Raw genomic sequence first — 16,808 nt, 5'->3', positions numbered from 1 at the left:
AAAATGAGTTAGGTGCTGAAATTCGCTGAAAAAATCGGTTGCGGTACCCCGATTCCTGTGTTATAAAACCAGCAAATTCAAGGACATGGGTTTTGATTTCTGGAGGTGCTATGACCAAGGCGGATCTTATCGAGAGCGTTTATTTGAAAACCGGCTTTTCCAAAAAGGAATCAGCCGAAATTGTCGAGATGGTCTTTGACTTGATCAAGGGGACTCTTGAGAAGGGTGAAAAGATCAAAATTGCCGGTTTCGGCAATTTCGTGGTGAAGGAAAAAGATTCGCGCCGGGGCAGAAATCCCCAGACGGGTGATGAGATTGAAATTACCTCGCGTCGCATTCTGACGTTCAAGCCCAGCCAGGTGCTCAAGTCCTGCATCAACGACGCTGACTGAGAGCGAATCTCTGCTGTCGGGCCTCCGTTAAGGATGACATGATACCCGATAAGCTTTATTTCAAAATTGGAGAAGTTTCCCGGATCACGGGGATCAAACCCCATGTCCTGCGATACTGGGAAGAGGAGTTCGGGGCTTTCTCCCCCGTAAAAAGTCGCAGCCGACAGCGACTCTATCAACGCAAGGACATAGAGTTGGTGCTGCGTCTCAAGCAACTTCTCTATCACGAGGGGTACACCATTGCCGGTGCCCGCAAGAAACTCAAGGAAGAGCGGCCGGAGGCAGCGCAAGCTCCCCTGCCGCTTTTTGATTCCGCCCCCGATCTTCTCGGCGAAATCCGTCTGGATCTCATAAAACTGCGGGATTCGCTGCGCCGCGCCGCCAACGCGCACAACCATTCTACAAACCTGCGCTCGGACACCTGAACTTGCTCATTCTCGTCACCAACGATGATGGTATCCATGCCCCCGGCCTGGCGGCCCTGGCCGAGGAACTCGGCCGACTGGGGCAGGTCGCGGTGGTTGCTCCGGATCGCGAGCGTAGCGCCACCGGTCATTCCCTCACGCTGCACTCGCCCCTGCGCGCCGAGGAAATCCGTCCCCAGTGGTTCGCCATCGACGGCACGCCGACGGATTGCGTCAACCTGGGCATCCATGGTCTGTTTCGCGAACGTCCGGCCCTAGTGGTTTCCGGCATCAACCGTGGGTCCAACATGGGCGACGACATCACCTATTCAGGCACCGTGGCCGCGGCCATGGAAGCCACCCTCATGGGGGTTCCGGCCTTTGCCGTTTCCCTGGCGGTAGTTTCGGAGCAGCAGGCCGATTATCGACCAGCGGCACGCTTCTCCGCGCATCTTGCCCAAGCCCTGCTCGAACGTGGATTACCGCGCGATACGTTTTTCAACGTCAATGTCCCCTGCCTGAAGGACGAACAATTAAGGGGCGCGCGCCTGACGCGACAAGGCAAGCGGATCTATGGCGACCTGGTGATCGAAAACACCGATCCGCGTGGGCGCAAATATTATTGGATCGGCGCCGGAGATCTGGATTTCAAGGATATTGAAGGCACCGATTTTCATGCCGTCCATCGAGGGTTTGTCTCCCTGACGCCCCTTCATCTTGACCTGACCAATTATTCGTCCTTTGACGCACTGTCCACCTGGGATCTCTTTGCCAACGAAACCTGAGGCGCATGCAGGGACAAGCCATGGATTTTTCTATTTCCCGCCGGCGCATGGTGGAGCAGCACATCAAATCGCGCGGCGTTCGGGACCCGCAGGTCCTTGACGCCATGCTCCAGGTGCCGCGGCATCTGTTTGTCGAAGAAGCCCTGCGCGATCAGGCCTACAGCGATTTTCCCCTTCCCATCGGACATCGCCAGACCATTTCCCAGCCCTACATGGTGGCCGTCATGACCGAGGCCCTGCGCCTCAAGGGCGGCGAGAAGGTTCTGGAGATCGGCACGGGATCGGGGTATCAGGCCGCCGTGCTGTCGCGCATCGCCGGGCGTGTCTATACGGTGGAGCGGATCGCGGAATTGGCTCGCCGCGCCCGGCGCGTTCTCGACCAGATCGGTTGCACCAACGTCAACATCAAGGTGACGGACGGCACCTTCGGCTGGGAGGAAGAACAACCCTTCGACGGCATCCTGGTGACGGCCGGAGCCCCCTCGATACCCCAGAGCTATCTGCGGCAGCTCGCTCCGGGCGGCCGCCTCGTCATCCCCGTGGGCAGCCTGGGCAGCCAGACCCTGATGCGCGTGACGCATGCGTCGCCGGGACGTTTTGACGAGGAACGGCTGCTGGACTGCCGGTTTGTGCCCCTGATCGGCCGTAACGGCTGGCAGAACGAGGATTATTGATTCGTGTTCGGCCTGCGGCGTCTTTACGATTGGGTCTTGTCCTGGGCAGGGACTCCCTATGGGGGAGTCGCCCTGTTTCTGCTCGCCTTCGCGGAATCTTCCGTTTTTCCCGTTCCTCCCGATGTCCTGCTGATCGCCCTGGCGCTGTCCGTCCCGACCCGCGCGTTTCGCTTCGCCCTGATCGCGGCCTGTGGGTCCGTGTTGGGCGGGCTTTTTGGCTACCTGCTCGGGTTTGGTTTATGGCATGTCCTGGATTCCTATTTTTACGCCTATGTCCCCGGGTTTTCTCCCGAAGGTTTCGTGCGGGTTCAGGAACTGTTCGAACGCTACAATTTCTGGGTGGTCTTTTCCGCCGGATTCACCCCGATTCCCTATAAGATCATCACCATCGGCGCCGGAGCTTTTCATATCAACCTGCCGGTTTTCGTGCTGGCCTCCGCCGTGGGACGTTCTCTGAGATTTTTCCTGGTGGCCTGGTTTCTCTACCGGTTCGGTCCGCCGGTGCGCGTTCTGATTGAAAAATACTTCAATCTGTTGGCATTGGTGTTTTTTATTCTTCTGGTCGCCGGGGTCTGGGTGGTAAAATACGCCTTCTAATACCGGTGAATCGCGAGGTGACCTCGATGATCCGGGCGGATACGCCCGGCGGAAGGACGAGATGCGAACCTGGGTGGGAGTCTTTGCAGCTTTTTTTATCTGGATCAACCTGTGGGGATGCACGCCCCATCGCGGGGTTTATCATACGGTTGAACCGGGGCAGACTCTTTATCGCATTAGCCGGGCTTACGGCGTCGATGAAAAAAATCTGGCGCGCCTCAACGGCATCGACGATCCCACCCAGTTGCGTGTCGGCCAGCGCATTTTCATTCCCGGAGTCTCCCAGGAAAAAAAAGTGGCGGCGACAACCGCGCCGCCGGCCGCGTCCCCCGTGACGACCGCCAGACCCCCATCTCCCGTTACCCCGCCTCCGTCTGCTCCTCCCGCGAGCGCGCCTCGGCCGACAACTTCGCCGCCCAAGACGTCCCCGCCGCCAACAAGTTCCCCCCCTTCCGTCTCCGCCGCGCCGCGGACTCCTCCGTCAGCATCAAGCATCGGCAAAGGCCACTTTTCTTGGCCTCTGCAAGGGCAGGTAGTGCGGCGGTTCGGACAAAAAAACAGCGGGCCTGGGCAGGGGATTGAAATTGCCGCAGGCAAGGGAACCCCGGTGCGCTCGGCGGCCGCCGGGCGGGTCATTTACAGCGGCGATGGGGTGCGCGGCTATGGCAATCTGATCATCCTGCGCCATGACGACAATTTTTTCACGGTCTATGCGTACAATGAGCGCAATCTGGTCAAGGACGGTACCTTTGTCGGCAAGGGTGAGCAAATCGCCGCGGTCGGTACTCCGCCCGGAGGCGGGGCGCCGCGCCTGTATTTCGAGGTTCGTCAAGGCAAGGAGACGGTTGATCCTCTTTTTTACTTGCCATAGGGACGGGGCTTGCCTAGACTCTTCAATATTCATAAATTTTCGGTAGTTACAACAGCAAAGGATCAGTTTTATGAACGATGAGCTCAGTGATCTCGAAGATCTCGACATCGATGAGGAAGAGGCCGACGAGCTTGAGGATGACGCCGTCGATGCCGAGGAAGATCTGGAAGAGGAAAGCGAAGAGGTCGAAGCCAAGAGCGATTTCAGTGACCATTCCGATGACGCGATCAAGCTCTATCTCAAAGAGATACAGAAGACCAAGCTGCTGACCGCCGAGGAGGAGCGCGAACTCGCCCGTCGCATTGCCAAGGGCGAGATGGCGGCGCGGGACCGCATGATTGAATCCAACCTGCGCCTCGTGGTGAAAATCGCCAAGCGTTACATGAATCGCGGCTTGCCTTTTCTCGATCTGATCGAGGAGGGCAACATGGGCTTGATTAAGGCGGTGGAGCGTTTCAAGCTGAGCAAGGAATGCCGCTTTTCCACCTACGCCACCTGGTGGATCCGGCAGTCCATCGAGCGCGCGCTGGTCAATCAGAGCCGTACCATCCGCCTGCCCGTGCATGTGTCCGACGACATCAACAAGCTCATCAAAATCAGCCGCGAATTGCAGCAGAAGCTCAATCGCGAGCCGCAGGTCAAGGAAGTGGCCGAGGCGATGAGCGTGGATCCGGCCTATGTCCGTCGCCTCATGGTGCTGGTCAAGAAAACCTACTCCATCGAGCACCCCATGGGCGAAAACAGTGACTACAGCCTCATGGATACCATTGAGGATGCCACGGCCGTCGATCCGGCCGGGCTGGTGGAGGATCTCGAAAAATTCACGCGCGTTGAGGAATGGCTCGCGACCCTGAGCGAGAGCGAGCGGGAAATCCTGACTCTGCGCTTCGGGCTGGAAGACCGCGAACCGCAGACCCTGGATACCATCGGGCGCAAGTTTGGGGTGACCCGCGAGCGTATTCGCCAGATCGAGGCGAAGAGCCTTGAGAAACTGCGCCGCATCATGGAGGAGGGGGAAGAAAACGCCCGTGCCCTCCGGGAAGATTTTTAAACCGCCAGCAGCCTTTTCGATCCACCCGAGAGGAGCCCTTCACCGTGGAAGATCTCAAAACCATCATTCGCGATATTCCCGATTTCCCGAAAAAGGGAATACTGTTCAAGGACATCACCACCTTACTTGCCGATGCCAAGAGTTTTCACCGCATGATCGATCTGATCGCCCATCGTTACATCGGGCAGAATATCGCGCAGGTGGTGGGCGTCGAGGCGCGCGGCTTCATTCTCGGAGCGGCCCTGGCCTACAAACTCGGCGCGGGGGTCACGTTGGTGCGCAAGCCCGGCAAGCTGCCCTACCGCACGCGCAAGCAAAGCTATCAGCTCGAATACGGCGAGGATTCCCTGGAGATTCACGAGGATGCTCTCCAGCCCGGCACGCGGGTGATCATAGCCGACGATCTTCTGGCCACCGGCGGAACCGTCGCGGCGGTTTACCAGCTCGTGACCAGCCTGGGTGCCGAGGTGATCGAATGCGCGTTCATGACCGAGCTGAAGTTCCTCAACGGCCGGCAACGGCTGCCCGAGGGCAAGGTGTTCAGTCTGCTGCAGTTCGACTGAGAAAGGTTTTCGGGGGTTGTTCCTTTCCCCCCTTTGGTGTATAAGTTTTCACCCTCGGGCCCCGTAGCTCAGCAGGATAGAGCAACCGCCTCCTAAGCGGTAGGTCGTGCGTTCGAATCGCGCCGGGGCCGCCAATAAAAACAGGGACTTAGCTATGTTGCTAAGTCCCTGTTTTTATTCTCAAATTAATTTGCGGTTCCTCGGTGAAAAAGGTGTTCTTCAGCTATTCCCAGGGTGTTAGCATTGACTGTTGCCTCGGAACTCCCGGTTACTTTCCTGTCTTCTTCGCCTAGTACGTTTACTTGGCAAAAGTATCTTCAACAATCCTTCGGGGTCGTTGGCGGCGGCGTTGAGCAATACCAGGGCTGGGCCGTGGGGCTTGCGGTCTCCGCGTTCCCAGTGGCGCAGGGTGGCCACGCTGATGCCGAATGTGGCCGCGAACTGGTCTTGGGTTAGCCCAGTTTTTTGTCGCACGTCTTTGACGTCTACTTCTCGCGGCGTAAAAACTCTGACGCCTGATTTCTCACCCTTGGTGTGCGCGATAGCTTCTTCCAACCCGCGTTTAATGCTTTCGAAAAGTTCACTCATTCACGAGTCTCCTATAGCCCATTAGCCGCTTTGAGAAGATCCACCAGTCCCCGTAGTGCGGATTTTTCATTGGCGGTCAGATTGGCTTTTTGGTTTTTGCCATAAACCGTCAGCAGGTAAAGCGGCATTCGCTGGCTATGAAAATAATAGATGACGCGCACACCGCCGCTTTTGCCTCGCCCCTCTCTGGCCCATCTTAATTTCCGAATTCCGCCGGTGCCCTCTATCAGGTCACCAGCTTCCGGGTGTTCCGCTAGGTAGTCAATCAGGGCATTGCGTTCTCCCTCATTGAGCAAATTTTTGCAGTGTCTGGAAAACTCCCCGGTTTCGGCAATGGTCATCATAAAAGCGCCTTGTATAAAAACTAATCCAATGGATTACCAAAGTCAAGCAAGCAAAAAAAACAGGTCCAGGGCTCATAAGGCGCATGATAAAAATTCGTCACCAGCCTCGCTTCGGCGAGTTGTAACACGAATTGTGACTTAAATAAATCGTGTCGCACTATTGATGCTGGGGCACTTTCCTCCCGCCCTAAATCCTTGAATTGTCTGATCAGCTTCCCAGATATGACCGCTGCGCTTGAAAGCTGGGTTGTTTTTGCTTTAATGAAGGGGCAAAAGTAACGGGGCGGAAAAGCCCCCATCTTTCAAGGAGAACTTCCATGCTGATGCGCAGTCTCAAGATTCTGGTTACGATGCTTTGTGCCCTGGGCGTCTTTGCCGTCACGGCTCAGGCGCAGCCTTTTACCCTTGAACCGCTGCCCTACGCCAGCGATGCCCTTGAGCCCTACATCGACAAGATGACCATGGAAATCCATCACGGCATGCATCATCAGGCCTATGTCAACAACCTCAACGCCCAGGTGAAAAACTTTCCGGAATTGGAGGGCATGTCCCTGGAAAGCCTGATGGCGCGGATTTCCACCTTCAATGCCGCGGTGCGCAACAACGGCGGCGGACATTACAATCATGATCTGTTCTGGAAAATCATGGCGCCGGCGGGGCAGGGTGGGGAACCGTCCGCCGAACTGTTGAAAGCGATCACCGGGGCATTCGGTTCGCTGGAGGAGATGAAAAAACAGTTCAATCAGGCGGCGGCCGCGCGGTTTGGCTCGGGATGGGCCTGGGTGATCGTTACGGCGGAGAAGAAGCTTGCGGTGACCTCGACCGCCAATCAGGACAACCCCCTGATGGATGTGGCCGAAGTGAAGGGCACGCCGATTCTGGGGGTGGATGTGTGGGAACACGCCTACTATTTGAGCTATCAGAATCGCCGCGGCGCCTATCTCAATTTCTGGTGGGACGTGGTGAACTGGAACGAGGTCAATCGGCGCTTCGCGGAGGCTCTTCAGTAGGAAAGCACAGGGGATAGTCGCTGCACACCCCGCAATCCGGCGAGGGACACAGCAGGCCCCCCTGAAGATCGCAGAGTTGCTTGAAGACAAAGCGCTTCCAGCGCATGCCCTGGTGGTTGGCCGCGGCCAGGGCCGGCAGGTGACGGCGAATGGCGGCGGTCAACTCGGGTCGCTCGAACAAACCCATGGCCACCCACAGGTGGCCGGGATGGGCGCTGCGCGCGGCCATGGCTTTGGCGAGCCACACGGCCGGCGCGGTCTGTTGCCGGTCGCCGTCCTGCGGCAGGTAGTTCATCAGCAGGGGCAGCACCGCCTCGTTGGGTTGAGGCAGCGGGCGTTCGGCGGGAGCGCTCCGGTCGCGAAAATGGGCCGAGTCAAACCTCGGGAAAAAGGTGTCCAAAACCTCTTGCATGTTGATTTCGGTCCAGCCGAGGGCGACGAACGGCCGGGATGTTTCCTGCGCCGCGACGGCCAGCAGGCAGGCAAAGAGGTGACGATCCTCAGGCGGAACCGATCGCGGCGCTTCGCCGGCCATAAGCGTCTGATAGAGGGGATCGGAGAGCGTAACGCGGGCGCCATGCTCCGGGGCCTGGGGTAGGTTGCGCGTGAGGGTTCCGGTTTTGGTGCGGGCGGCGGCGAGGGCGGCTTGAAAGGCCTCGACGGCCAGCGTGGCGCAGTAACCTCGTTCGTCGGGCAATCCCTCCAGGACGGCGTCAATCTGGGCCGCGTTCAGGCCTTGGGCGTCCTCCAAGCGGCTGCCTTCCGCCAGGTGGGCCATCACGGCACAGGTGGCGAGGGTAAAGCCGCAGCCGAAGACCTGGTAGCGCACCTGTTCGATGCGGTTCTGGCGAAGGCGCAGCGCAAAGCGCACGGCCAGGCGTCGCCCCGCTTCTTCCTCGCCTAGTCCCACCTCACCGACGCCGTCGGGATTGGCGAGGTGGCCCGCGTAGCGCGCGTCGGCCGCCCAGCGGCGGATGCAATCCGTATAGCCCGCCATGGATTCAGTCCTTTCGGTGCCTTCTCATCTCCTCGGCCGCATTGGCCGCCTCGAAAAGAAAATAGCAGCTTCCTTCGTAGAGCAGGTCATTCTTCAGTTGGTTGCCGATCTGCTCCCAGTTGGGAAATCCCCGCGTCATCAACCCCTTGTGATGGCGGCGCGCCAGGGCCTCGCCGTGAAAATTACAGATCATCAGGTCGTAGTCGTCCACCAGGTGTTCGGCATCCTCCAGGTCGCCAACGAGGATGTTCTCCGCTACCACCTGCTCAAGCAGGGGGGACTCAACGGTGGCGATGGCGACGCGCACCCGGCCGCCGGCTTCGCCCAGGGCCTGGCAGACACCGGCCAGCTGATCGGGTTCTCCGGCGACGAGAAAGCGCGTTTGACCGAGAGCGAAATGGGTATCGAGGAGCGCGTCCTGAAGACGTTTGCGCCAGCGTACGACGGATGCCGGTGGTTGCTCCAGGCCGCTTTCCTCAAGCAGCATGGCCACCAGGGCATCCGTGGCCGCCAGGCCCTGCAGGTGCGGGAAATGATGATGGCGCATGGCGGGATTTTTCTCCCGCAGGGCCTCGGCGCAGCCGCGCATGGATTCGCCGATACTCACAACGATTTGGCTTTGCGCCAGGGAGCGGATGTCCGCGACCTCGATGCCGCCACTGCTCAGCGAGCCTTGTTTCTCGCCGAGATAGCCGTCCAGGGAGGTGGAGAGGTCGGGCAGGGCCCAGGCCTCGAAACCGAACAGCGCGACGAATTCCTTGAGTTTTTCCACCTCGATGGGCTGAAGGCTCACATGGGGCAGAAGGGTCAACCGGCGTGGCTGGACCTGGCTCGCGGGAGCCGTCAGCTGACGAATCATGGCCTTCACCGCCAGGGCCCAACCGCTCTCCAGGCCGCCCTCGAAATCAGGGGTGTTGACGTACACCAGGGGAACGTCGATGCGTGAGGCCACGCCGCGGATGTCGTCGCCCTTGGTTTCCGTAAGCCCGGTGGTATGCAGGCCGATGAGTTGGGGGGTGACCTTGGTGGTGATGTTCTTGACGGATTCGGCGATGTTGTAGTCGCCGCCGTCGAGAATCGCCGTCACATCGGTCACCGCCGTGGTCTGAATGGCGATGGGTTCGCAGAAATGTCGGGTCAAAAAAACCTTGGTGAAGGAAGCGCAGCCCAGGGCGCCGTGCATCAGCGGCATGCACTGATTGACGCCGAGAAATGCGAGGGCCGCGCCCATGGGCTGGGAGAGCTTGATGGGGTTGACCTGCAGGGGCTTGCGCGGCTTGCGAATTATTTCTCCCATGGCGCCCTCGTTGCGACAATCCGGAAAACGGGATTCTCCAGGGCATTCTTCACATCCTCGGCCAGGTTGAGCAGGCCCTGGTAGCCGCCGTAGCTTTTCTTTTTTTCCTGGTTGACGTCGATAAAGGCGATGCGCTTCTTGATGGCGGTGTACAGGCTGCGGCCGCCAGCGAGGAGCAGGTCGGCACGGGTCTGGTCGATGATGCGCGCCTGCTCCGCGCCCGGATTGGTCATCAAAATCCCCTTCTCCCCGAGATATTCCCGCGCTTTTTCCCGATCCGCCTCGGTGGCCTTGCGCACAGAGGTCGCGACCACCTCGATGCCCAGATCCTGAAGCGCCGAGGCGATGGACCAGGACTTGTTGCCCCCGGTGTTGAGAATCGCCTTCTTCCCCTGGAACAGAGCGCGGTAGGGCCGGAGTTTTTCGTCTAGGGCGGCCTCCTCGCGGGCGATGAGCCGGCGCGTGCGCGCGAGCAGTTCGGTATCGCCCAACGCCTCGGCAATGGCCAGCAGGCCGCTGCTGGTGTCGCGTTTGCCGTAGAAGGACAGGGAGATGAACGGAATGCCGAATTGCTCCTGCATCTTGCGCGTGAGGGAGATCAGCGACTTGGCGCAGACGATGACGTTGAGTTTGGCGCGATGGGCGCTGCGAATGGCGGGGATGCGGCCGTCGCCACTCAGGGTCGCTAGCACGCGAATGCCGAGTTCCTCGAGCAGCGGCGTGTACTGCCACATATCGCCGGTGACGTTGTATTCGCCGATCAGGTTGATGTCGAAGGGCGTGGTCGTCTCCGGCTCCAGGGTGCCGACCAGGCTCGCCAAGGCCGCTTCGCCGCCCAGGCGGCTGCCCAGGTTCTTGCTGCCGACAAAACCGGGGGCATGCACCGGCACCATGGGAATGCCGTACTTGGCTTGCGCCTGCCGGCAGACCGCGTCGATGTCGTCGCCGATGAGCGCCGTCACGCAGGTGGCGTAGACGAAAATGGCGGCGGGTGCGTAATGCTCCATGAGGTAGTCGATGGCCTCGCGCAGCTTGTCTTCGCCGCCGAAGACCACATCGTTGGTGGTCACGGCGGTGGTGAAGCCCATCTGAGTAAGGTCACGACCGGTGTGGCTGGTGGGGGTGGCACGGGTTTCCCAGGAAGCGCCGAGACAGGTGATGGGCCCGTGCACCAGATGCGCGGCGTCCGCGAAGGGAAACAGGGCGATCTGGGCGCCCTCGAAGGCGCAGCCGCCGGTGGTCGCCCCCGGTGTCTGGGTGTTGCAGGCGCTTTTTTTCGTCGCGCTGTGGGCACAGGCCCGCTCGTCGAGCAGTTCACTGATTTTGGGTTTTTTCGCCACCGCCTCATCCTTTCCGAACCTAGATGGTGCCCATGGGGTATACGGCAGAAAAGAGGATCGGATTCATCCTTTGCAAGAGCTTCGCCAGGATTGCCGGGCGTGAGAATGGCGGGTTTGGCGGGGTTTACGCCAGGGCAATGAAGAAAAAGTGAGCAGGATGCCTGTTTTTTTGGCTGATCAACGGGCAACGCCCCTAAGCGATGGACGCTCAGGGGCGTTGGGAAGCGAGGGTATGGAAGAGTCAGGGTTCCACGCGGATCTCGATGTTGCGCAGGATATTTTCCAGAACCGCGCGGTCACCGGGATCCTTGAGATGATCGTTGGCATAGAGCCAGAACCAATAGGGACGAGCGTACCCGACCACGCCCATGAACAGGTGGGAGGCTCCATCTTCCTTATAGTTGATTTCGAACCATTGGGCGTGCATGGCGCCCTTGATCGCGATGGGTTCGTGACGATCCTGGACATCCGTCCAGCCCTCATCCGTCACCCCTTCCGCCGCGTATTGGGCGGAAATCGCAACGGACTTGGCGTTGGGATCCTTCTCTTTTTCCCCAATGGGGGAAAAGCTGATCAACAAATGGGCTTCGGATTTTTCGTTGAAAATCATCAGCTCATTGCTTGCCAGGCGCTGGCGGGCGGCACTGAGCACCTGTTCCTCGGTGACGGTGCGACCCTGTTTCTCGGCATCTTCCTTGAGATGTTCCGCCAGGTGCGCGACCAGGGCCGGGCTGGCTTCGCGGCTCACGATCCAGGGTTCGGGAAGCGGCGGAAGAACCACTTTCAAGCCGGGCCGCGCTTCATAGACCTCGGCCATGGTGGACAGGGGCAGCAGAAAGAGAAACATGAGTCCAAAAAAGATAAATTTTTTCATAAGAGGCTCCTCGACTGGAAGTGATTTGCAAAACCATACCATAAAATTCGGATATTTTTTCAGGAGGTGGGCAAGAACGGCATTTCAATGATTGACGAGACAACCTTCATTGTGAGAGATTAAGAAATCTGTTTTTTCATTGAAATTTCTTTCCAACTCCAGACCCGCCCATTGAGCAGATCCATGTTCCTGCGTCATCGAATTTCGGGCCCCCGGCTCGTACTTTCCCTGCTGTTGCTGTTGATCCCCATGGTCGGCGGCGCGGTGGCGCAAAACCGCATCGGCGTGCTTTATCCCGATGTCAAGGAACCCTTCCTGGGGGTTTTTCAAAACATTCTGCTCGGCATCGAATCCGAATCCTCCGGCCCCGTCATCCCCAACGCCTTGCCTGATCAGGTGGAACCTGGAACCCTCGAGGGTTGGCTTGCCCAGGAAAAGATTGACACGGTTATTGCTTTGGGACGGCAGGGGGCGCTGGCCGCCCAGAGTCTCAACAACAACCGCGCGCTCATTGTCGGCGCGGTGCCCACGGCCCCCGAGGGCTTCTCCGGCATCAGCCTGTCTCCCGATCCGGCGGTGCTCTTTCAGCACCTCAGGGATCTGGTTCCGCGCGCGCAACGTGTCCATGTGGTCTATTCCGAGACCACGGCCTGGCTGATTCCCTTGGCCGAGGCCGCCGCCCGCGCAAGGGGCCTTAAGCTTCAGGCCTATCCCGTTACCGAGCTGCGCGAGGCGGTGCTGGAATACCGCAGGCTGCTGCAATCCCTGCGCGGGCTGAGCGACGCGATCTGGCTGCCTCTCGACAATCTCACCGCGGATGACGAGGTGGTCTTGCCCCTGGTTCTGCAGGGCGCCCTGGATCGAGGGTTGGTGGTGTTTTCCAGCAAACCCTCCCATGCCCAGCGCGGCACCCTGTTTTCCATGTTTCCCGACCATTTCGCCATGGGGCAGAGCCTGGCGCGCCTGGCATCAACCAAGACCCAAGGCCAGGCCAATGCGTCGGTTCTGCCCTTGGCCAACCTGCAACTGGCCGTTAACCTGCGTACCGCCTTTCACCTTGGACTGCGCTTCACCCCGCGTCAGCAGGAACGTTTCGATCTGGTTTTTCCGAGCCGTTGAGAGTTGAGGACCGATGAGCCTGTTTCATTTCGCCATGAGAAAATTCACCAGTTTCCGCACGCGCCTGCTCGGCATCGTGACGCTGGGGATTTTCTGTCTGGCGCTGACCTCGGCCTTGACCACCTCCTGGGTCAGCAGCACCCAGGCGCGGGATCAGATGATCGCCCAGGGATTGCAGATCACCGGCCATCTGGCGGGCCAAAGTGCCCTGGCCTTGCTGTTCGGCAGCGCGGAAAATGCCGAAAAGCCGCTCCTGGCGATCCTGGCCTTTCCCAATGTCGACAGCGCCGGGGTGTTCGACAATCAGGGCCGGCCCTTGCTGATTTTCGGTGAGAAAAACCTGGAGTTGGCGCGAGAAAGACGGGACAAAGCCGCCCTGCAATCGGTCATCGCCGCGGAGACGCCCTTTGCCTGGTATTTCGTTTCCCCCGTGTACGCGGGCGCCGGCACCGAGCTTCGCGAGGCCCTGGATTCGCCTTTCGAGCCGGCGCCGCTGCCCCGGGAATTGCTCGGATACGCCTATGTCAGCATGAACAAGCGAGCGCTCCATGCCCTCAATTTCCAAATCCTTTTCAACAATCTGCTGATCGGATTCTCGTTTTCCCTGGTTCTTTTGCTGGTCCTCAATCTCGGTATCAAGCGGCTGACCAAGCCGATTTCCCAACTCTCCGACCTGATGCGCAAGTCCGAGGAGGAAAACGCCTATGTGTTCGCCAATCTCAGCGGGCCGGCGGAAATCACCCACATGGCTGGGGTCTACAATCGCATGATGGCCAGCCTCGAGGAGCGCGACCGCCGCTTGCGCGAGCACAAGGACATCCTGCAGACCGAGGTCGCCATCCGCACCCAGGAACTGGTTCAAGCCCGCGACGCCGCGCTCTCGGCAAACCGGCACAAGTCGGAGTTTCTCGCCAACATCAGCCACGAATTGCGCACCCCTCTGCAAGCCATCATCGGGTATGCCGACGTGGTCCGGGAAGATCTTGAAATGGAGGGACTGGACGAGCATGCCGAAGAGTTGCGGCGGGTCATTCACAATGCCGAGCGGCTGCTCTCCCTGATCAACAATATTCTGCGCCTGGCCAAGGCCGAAGCCGGACGCATGGAACTGCAATTGCAAAACGTCAATCTGCATGAACTGGCGCGCGAGGCGGCCGATACGGTGCAACCCCTCCTGCGGCAAAACGGCAACTCCCTTGAGACCTCCGTCAAGGCGGAAGGAAAAATTGAGATCGATCGGGAGAAACTGTTGCAGGCGACCCTGAATCTTCTCAGCAATGCGGCCAAGTTTACCAGCGACGGCCGGATCGGCCTGGAGGTGATGCAAACGTCCCGTCTCCTGACCATCAAGGTGACCGACACGGGGATTGGGCTTTCGCCCGAGCAGCAACGCATCATCTTCGAGGAATTTCGTCAGGTCGACGGCAGCTATACACGCAAGTTCGAGGGCACGGGGCTCGGTCTCACCATCACCAAGCGTTTCTGTGAAATGATGGGCGGTCACATCGAGGTCCAGAGCCGGCTCAATCAAGGCTCCGTGTTCAGCATCCGCATCCCTCTGCCCGTTGTCGCCCAAGTGCCTGTGGAGGCGGCTATTGAGGATGACGGACAGCTGTGTTTCGAGGATTCGGTGGAAAAGAGCGGTAGTTTTTGATGTGCCTTGCGGGACATTTCTTCAGGAGGGGACAGGTGAAAGTCGGTTCGCGTCACCGGACGGAGAAGGGGAGTGATGCGGCCCTTGGGTCAGGAGGTGGTGGATGCGTAAGGGATTGATGTATCTCGGGCTGATGGCGGCTCTGGCCTTGCCCTGGTGGGCTGGTGCGCAGGAGTTGGAAGCCGAATCCCAGACGATCAAGGAAATGCGGGATCTCTACGGCGACGAGGCGTTCATTACCATCGCCACGGGCAGCCGCAAGCCGATTTACAAGGCGCCGGCGGTGGCCACCGTGATCACCGCCGACGAGATCAAGGCCATGGGGGCGCGCAATCTCGACGAGGTGCTCGAAACCGTGGCCGGTCTGCATGTGGTGCCATCCACCCAGGGGCGGCTGGATTCCATCTACTCCATCCGCGGGATCCACACCAGTTTCAATCCCCAGGTGCTGGTGCTGATGAACGGCATTCCCTTCCCGCATTTTTCCGGAGGTCGGCCTTTTCAATTTCGTCTACCGGTAAGTTCCATCGCCCGGGTGGAAGTCATCCGCGGTCCCGGCTCGGCGGTTTATGGCGCCGATGCCTTCGCCGGCGTGGTCAACATCATTACCAAGGACGCGACCGACGTTCAGGGCACCGAGGTCGGGGGGCGCGTCGGCTCCTTCGATACCCAGGATCTGTGGCTGCAGCATGGCAAACACTATGGCGCCTGGGATATCGCCTTTTCCCTGGAGTGGCAAACCAGCGACGGCGACCGTGACCGGCGCATTGACGCGGATCAGCAGACCCTGTTCGATAGCGCCTTCGCCACCAATGCGTCCCTGGCACCCGGCCCCTTGAACACCCGTTATGAGTTGCTCGATACCCATGTGAACCTCAGTCGCGACAACTGGCGTCTGCGTTATTGGCTCTGGCTGCAGCAGGATGCGGAGCTGGGGGCGGGCAGCGCGCTGGCCCTGGACCCCGTGGGCGAGGAAGACCTGACCCAGCATCTCATCGACCTGACTTACGCGACCTCGGATCTGGCCCAGGATTGGGATCTGAGCGCCAATGTCCATTACCTGTACCGGGACAGCGACAGTCTGTTTGTCGCCTTTCCCCCGGGCGCCAGGCTTCCCATCGGAAGCGACGGCAATATCAGTTTTTCCGAGTCCGCCAATCCCGTGTTGTTCACAGAGGGCATGATCGGCAAACCTTCCGGGGAAGAAGCGGGTGCCGGAGTTGATTTCGCTGCGGTTTATACCGGCATGCCGGATCATCGCTGGCGCATGGGCGCCGGCATGAAATGGTACGAATTCAGTTTGGCGAAAGAGGAAAAAAATTTTGGTCCCGGTGTCATCGACGGCACAGCCCCCGAAGTTGACGGCACGTTGACCGACATTACGAATACCGGGTTTGTTTTCTTGCGCAATGCATCGCGAACGGTTTGGTACCTGTCGTTGCAGGACGAATGGCAATTCGCGAGGAATTGGGAACTGACCGCTGGCGTTCGCTATGATCACTATTCGGATTTTGGCGATACGGTCAATCCGCGGCTTGCCCTGGTTTGGGCAACGCGGCACGATCTGACCACCAAAATTCTCTATGGCCGGGCATTTCGCGCGCCGTCATTCATTGAACAATTCTCCACGAACAATCCGGTGGCGCTCGGCAATCCCGATCTCAACCCTGAAACGATTGATACCTTCGAAGTCGCTTTTGCTTATCGGCCCACGTTCGATTTGCAAACGAGCCTTTCCCTGTTTGCCTATCGCGCCCGGGATTTAATTGAATTTATGCCTGACGCGTCTGGTGGAACCCGGACGGCGCGGAATGCCCGCGATCAGGATGGGCACGGATTTGAATTCGAGGCCGATTGGCGACTGTTGGAAACCTTGCGGTTGCGTGGTCATTACGCCTGGCAACGTTCCGAGGACGTGGATAGCAAGCAAAGAATTCCGGACGCGCCCGGTCAAAAAATATATCTTGCTGCAAACTGGGAATTCCTTCCGGATTGGTCCATTTGTCCGCAATATCGATGGCTCGGCAGCCGCAAACGTGCCGCGGATGACCCGCGCGGTCCCATCGGTAATTATTCCCTGGTGGATGTGACTTTTAGAAGAAATCAGGCTTTTGGCATGTTTGATGTTGCTTTGGCGGTGCGCAACCTTTTTGACGAGGATGCGCGTGAGCCGAGCAACCCGGTCATTCCCGGCGACTATCCCCTCGAAGGTCGCCAGGTTTGGGCAGAAATCAGCTACAGGTTCTGA

The 16,808-nt window shown here is 59.2% G+C and carries 18 protein-coding genes and 1 tRNA gene; 13 read left to right on the top strand and 6 right to left on the bottom strand.

The window, feature by feature from the left end; translation table 11 throughout:
- Positions 1 to 110: 110 nt before the first annotated feature.
- From QAT43_RS03270 to QAT43_RS03230, 9 genes are all read left to right on the top strand, one after another.
- Positions 111 to 392: an integration host factor subunit alpha gene (locus QAT43_RS03270; RefSeq protein WP_305041607.1), complete on the top strand. Its 282-nt coding sequence runs from the start codon at positions 111 to 113 to the stop codon at positions 390 to 392.
- 38 nt (positions 393 to 430) lie between these two features.
- Complete coding sequence (locus tag QAT43_RS03265) at positions 431 to 817, top strand: MerR family transcriptional regulator (protein ID WP_305041606.1); 387 nt, start codon at positions 431 to 433, stop codon at positions 815 to 817.
- A gap of 2 nt (positions 818 to 819) precedes the next feature.
- Positions 820 to 1,581, top strand: a complete 762-nt coding sequence (gene surE, locus QAT43_RS03260) for a 5'/3'-nucleotidase SurE (protein WP_305041605.1) — start codon at positions 820 to 822, stop codon at positions 1,579 to 1,581.
- 20 nt (positions 1,582 to 1,601) lie between these two features.
- Positions 1,602 to 2,255 carry a protein-L-isoaspartate(D-aspartate) O-methyltransferase gene (locus tag QAT43_RS03255; protein ID WP_305041604.1) on the top strand — a complete coding sequence of 218 codons (654 nt, stop codon included), beginning with the start codon at positions 1,602 to 1,604 and terminating at the stop codon, positions 2,253 to 2,255.
- Positions 2,256 to 2,258: 3 nt separating this feature from the next.
- Entirely contained in the window at positions 2,259 to 2,852 is a 594-nt protein-coding gene (locus tag QAT43_RS03250; RefSeq protein WP_305041603.1) for a YqaA family protein, read from the top strand.
- Between the two features lie 61 nt (positions 2,853 to 2,913).
- Positions 2,914 to 3,723 (top strand): M23 family metallopeptidase, encoded by an 810-nt coding sequence (locus tag QAT43_RS03245; protein ID WP_305041602.1) that lies wholly within the window; start codon positions 2,914 to 2,916, stop codon positions 3,721 to 3,723.
- A 70-nt stretch (positions 3,724 to 3,793) separates the two neighbouring features.
- Complete coding sequence (locus QAT43_RS03240; protein ID WP_305041601.1) at positions 3,794 to 4,774, top strand: sigma-70 family RNA polymerase sigma factor; 981 nt, start codon at positions 3,794 to 3,796, stop codon at positions 4,772 to 4,774.
- A 44-nt stretch (positions 4,775 to 4,818) separates the two neighbouring features.
- Positions 4,819 to 5,337, top strand: coding sequence for an adenine phosphoribosyltransferase (locus QAT43_RS03235; protein ID WP_305041600.1), 519 nt, complete (start codon positions 4,819 to 4,821; stop codon positions 5,335 to 5,337).
- Positions 5,338 to 5,394: 57 nt separating this feature from the next.
- Positions 5,395 to 5,471 (top strand) — tRNA-Arg (locus tag QAT43_RS03230).
- Positions 5,472 to 5,574: 103 nt separating this feature from the next.
- Here the strand turns inward: QAT43_RS03230 and QAT43_RS03225 are convergent.
- The gene (locus QAT43_RS03225) at positions 5,575 to 5,925 is read right to left on the bottom strand and encodes a helix-turn-helix domain-containing protein (protein ID WP_305041599.1); all 351 of its coding nucleotides are present in this window, start codon (positions 5,923 to 5,925) and stop codon (positions 5,575 to 5,577) included.
- Positions 5,926 to 5,936: 11 nt separating this feature from the next.
- Complete coding sequence (locus QAT43_RS03220; RefSeq protein ID WP_305041598.1) at positions 5,937 to 6,269, bottom strand: type II toxin-antitoxin system RelE/ParE family toxin; 333 nt, start codon at positions 6,267 to 6,269, stop codon at positions 5,937 to 5,939.
- Positions 6,270 to 6,589: 320 nt separating this feature from the next.
- Here QAT43_RS03220 and QAT43_RS03215 point away from each other — a divergent pair, with 320 nt between their 5' ends.
- On the top strand, positions 6,590 to 7,279 hold the full coding sequence (locus QAT43_RS03215) for a superoxide dismutase (protein ID WP_442900195.1): 690 nt from the start codon (positions 6,590 to 6,592) through the stop codon (positions 7,277 to 7,279).
- Here the strand turns inward: QAT43_RS03215 and QAT43_RS03210 are convergent.
- The 4 genes from QAT43_RS03210 to QAT43_RS03195 form a co-directional block, all read right to left on the bottom strand.
- Entirely contained in the window at positions 7,248 to 8,276 is a 1,029-nt protein-coding gene (locus QAT43_RS03210; RefSeq protein ID WP_305041596.1) for a nitrogen fixation protein NifQ, read from the bottom strand. The genes QAT43_RS03215 and QAT43_RS03210 overlap by 32 nt on opposite strands.
- Before the next feature lie 4 nt (positions 8,277 to 8,280).
- Entirely contained in the window at positions 8,281 to 9,573 is a 1,293-nt protein-coding gene (nifN, locus tag QAT43_RS03205; protein ID WP_305041595.1) for a nitrogenase iron-molybdenum cofactor biosynthesis protein NifN, read from the bottom strand.
- Positions 9,561 to 10,913, bottom strand: coding sequence for a nitrogenase iron-molybdenum cofactor biosynthesis protein NifE (nifE, locus tag QAT43_RS03200; protein WP_305041594.1), 1,353 nt, complete (start codon positions 10,911 to 10,913; stop codon positions 9,561 to 9,563). Before nifE ends, nifN begins: the two co-directional genes overlap by 13 nt.
- Before the next feature lie 241 nt (positions 10,914 to 11,154).
- On the bottom strand, positions 11,155 to 11,787 hold the full coding sequence (locus tag QAT43_RS03195) for a hypothetical protein (RefSeq protein WP_305041593.1): 633 nt from the start codon (positions 11,785 to 11,787) through the stop codon (positions 11,155 to 11,157).
- Positions 11,788 to 11,970: 183 nt separating this feature from the next.
- On the opposite strand from QAT43_RS03195, the gene QAT43_RS03190 reads away from it, so the two are divergent.
- The 3 genes from QAT43_RS03190 to QAT43_RS03180 all read left to right on the top strand — a co-directional run bounded on the left by QAT43_RS03190 (position 11,971) and on the right by QAT43_RS03180 (position 16,808).
- Positions 11,971 to 12,906 (top strand): ABC transporter substrate-binding protein, encoded by a 936-nt coding sequence (locus tag QAT43_RS03190; protein ID WP_305041592.1) that lies wholly within the window; start codon positions 11,971 to 11,973, stop codon positions 12,904 to 12,906.
- A gap of 13 nt (positions 12,907 to 12,919) precedes the next feature.
- A complete protein-coding gene (locus QAT43_RS03185) occupies positions 12,920 to 14,560 on the top strand; it encodes a sensor histidine kinase (protein ID WP_305041591.1) in 1,641 nt (546 codons plus the stop codon).
- Between the two features lie 103 nt (positions 14,561 to 14,663).
- Entirely contained in the window at positions 14,664 to 16,808 is a 2,145-nt protein-coding gene (locus QAT43_RS03180; RefSeq protein ID WP_305041590.1) for a TonB-dependent receptor plug domain-containing protein, read from the top strand.

The sequence above is a fragment of the Geoalkalibacter sp. genome (assembly GCF_030604225.1).
GTDB lineage: Bacteria > Desulfobacterota > Desulfuromonadia > Desulfuromonadales > Geoalkalibacteraceae > Geoalkalibacter.
This window is presented reverse-complemented; position numbering and strand designations above follow the sequence as displayed.

What these genes read in the sequence shown, in the direction of transcription:
- QAT43_RS03180 (WP_305041590.1), top strand. Translation starts at nt 14,664, where the DNA reads ATGCGTAAGGGATTGATGTATCTCGGGCTGATGGCGGCTCTGGCCTTG.
- QAT43_RS03270 (WP_305041607.1), top strand. Translation starts at nt 111, where the DNA reads ATGACCAAGGCGGATCTTATCGAGAGCGTTTATTTGAAAACCGGCTTT.
- nifN (WP_305041595.1), bottom strand. Translation starts at nt 9,573, where the DNA reads ATGGGAGAAATAATTCGCAAGCCGCGCAAGCCCCTGCAGGTCAACCCC.
- QAT43_RS03265 (WP_305041606.1), top strand. Translation starts at nt 431, where the DNA reads ATGATACCCGATAAGCTTTATTTCAAAATTGGAGAAGTTTCCCGGATC.
- QAT43_RS03225 (WP_305041599.1), bottom strand. Translation starts at nt 5,925, where the DNA reads ATGAGTGAACTTTTCGAAAGCATTAAACGCGGGTTGGAAGAAGCTATC.
- QAT43_RS03240 (WP_305041601.1), top strand. Translation starts at nt 3,794, where the DNA reads ATGAACGATGAGCTCAGTGATCTCGAAGATCTCGACATCGATGAGGAA.
- QAT43_RS03220 (WP_305041598.1), bottom strand. Translation starts at nt 6,269, where the DNA reads ATGATGACCATTGCCGAAACCGGGGAGTTTTCCAGACACTGCAAAAAT.
- QAT43_RS03210 (WP_305041596.1), bottom strand. Translation starts at nt 8,276, where the DNA reads ATGGCGGGCTATACGGATTGCATCCGCCGCTGGGCGGCCGACGCGCGC.
- QAT43_RS03195 (WP_305041593.1), bottom strand. Translation starts at nt 11,787, where the DNA reads ATGAAAAAATTTATCTTTTTTGGACTCATGTTTCTCTTTCTGCTGCCC.
- QAT43_RS03185 (WP_305041591.1), top strand. Translation starts at nt 12,920, where the DNA reads ATGAGCCTGTTTCATTTCGCCATGAGAAAATTCACCAGTTTCCGCACG.
- QAT43_RS03245 (WP_305041602.1), top strand. Translation starts at nt 2,914, where the DNA reads ATGCGAACCTGGGTGGGAGTCTTTGCAGCTTTTTTTATCTGGATCAAC.
- QAT43_RS03255 (WP_305041604.1), top strand. Translation starts at nt 1,602, where the DNA reads ATGGATTTTTCTATTTCCCGCCGGCGCATGGTGGAGCAGCACATCAAA.
- QAT43_RS03190 (WP_305041592.1), top strand. Translation starts at nt 11,971, where the DNA reads ATGTTCCTGCGTCATCGAATTTCGGGCCCCCGGCTCGTACTTTCCCTG.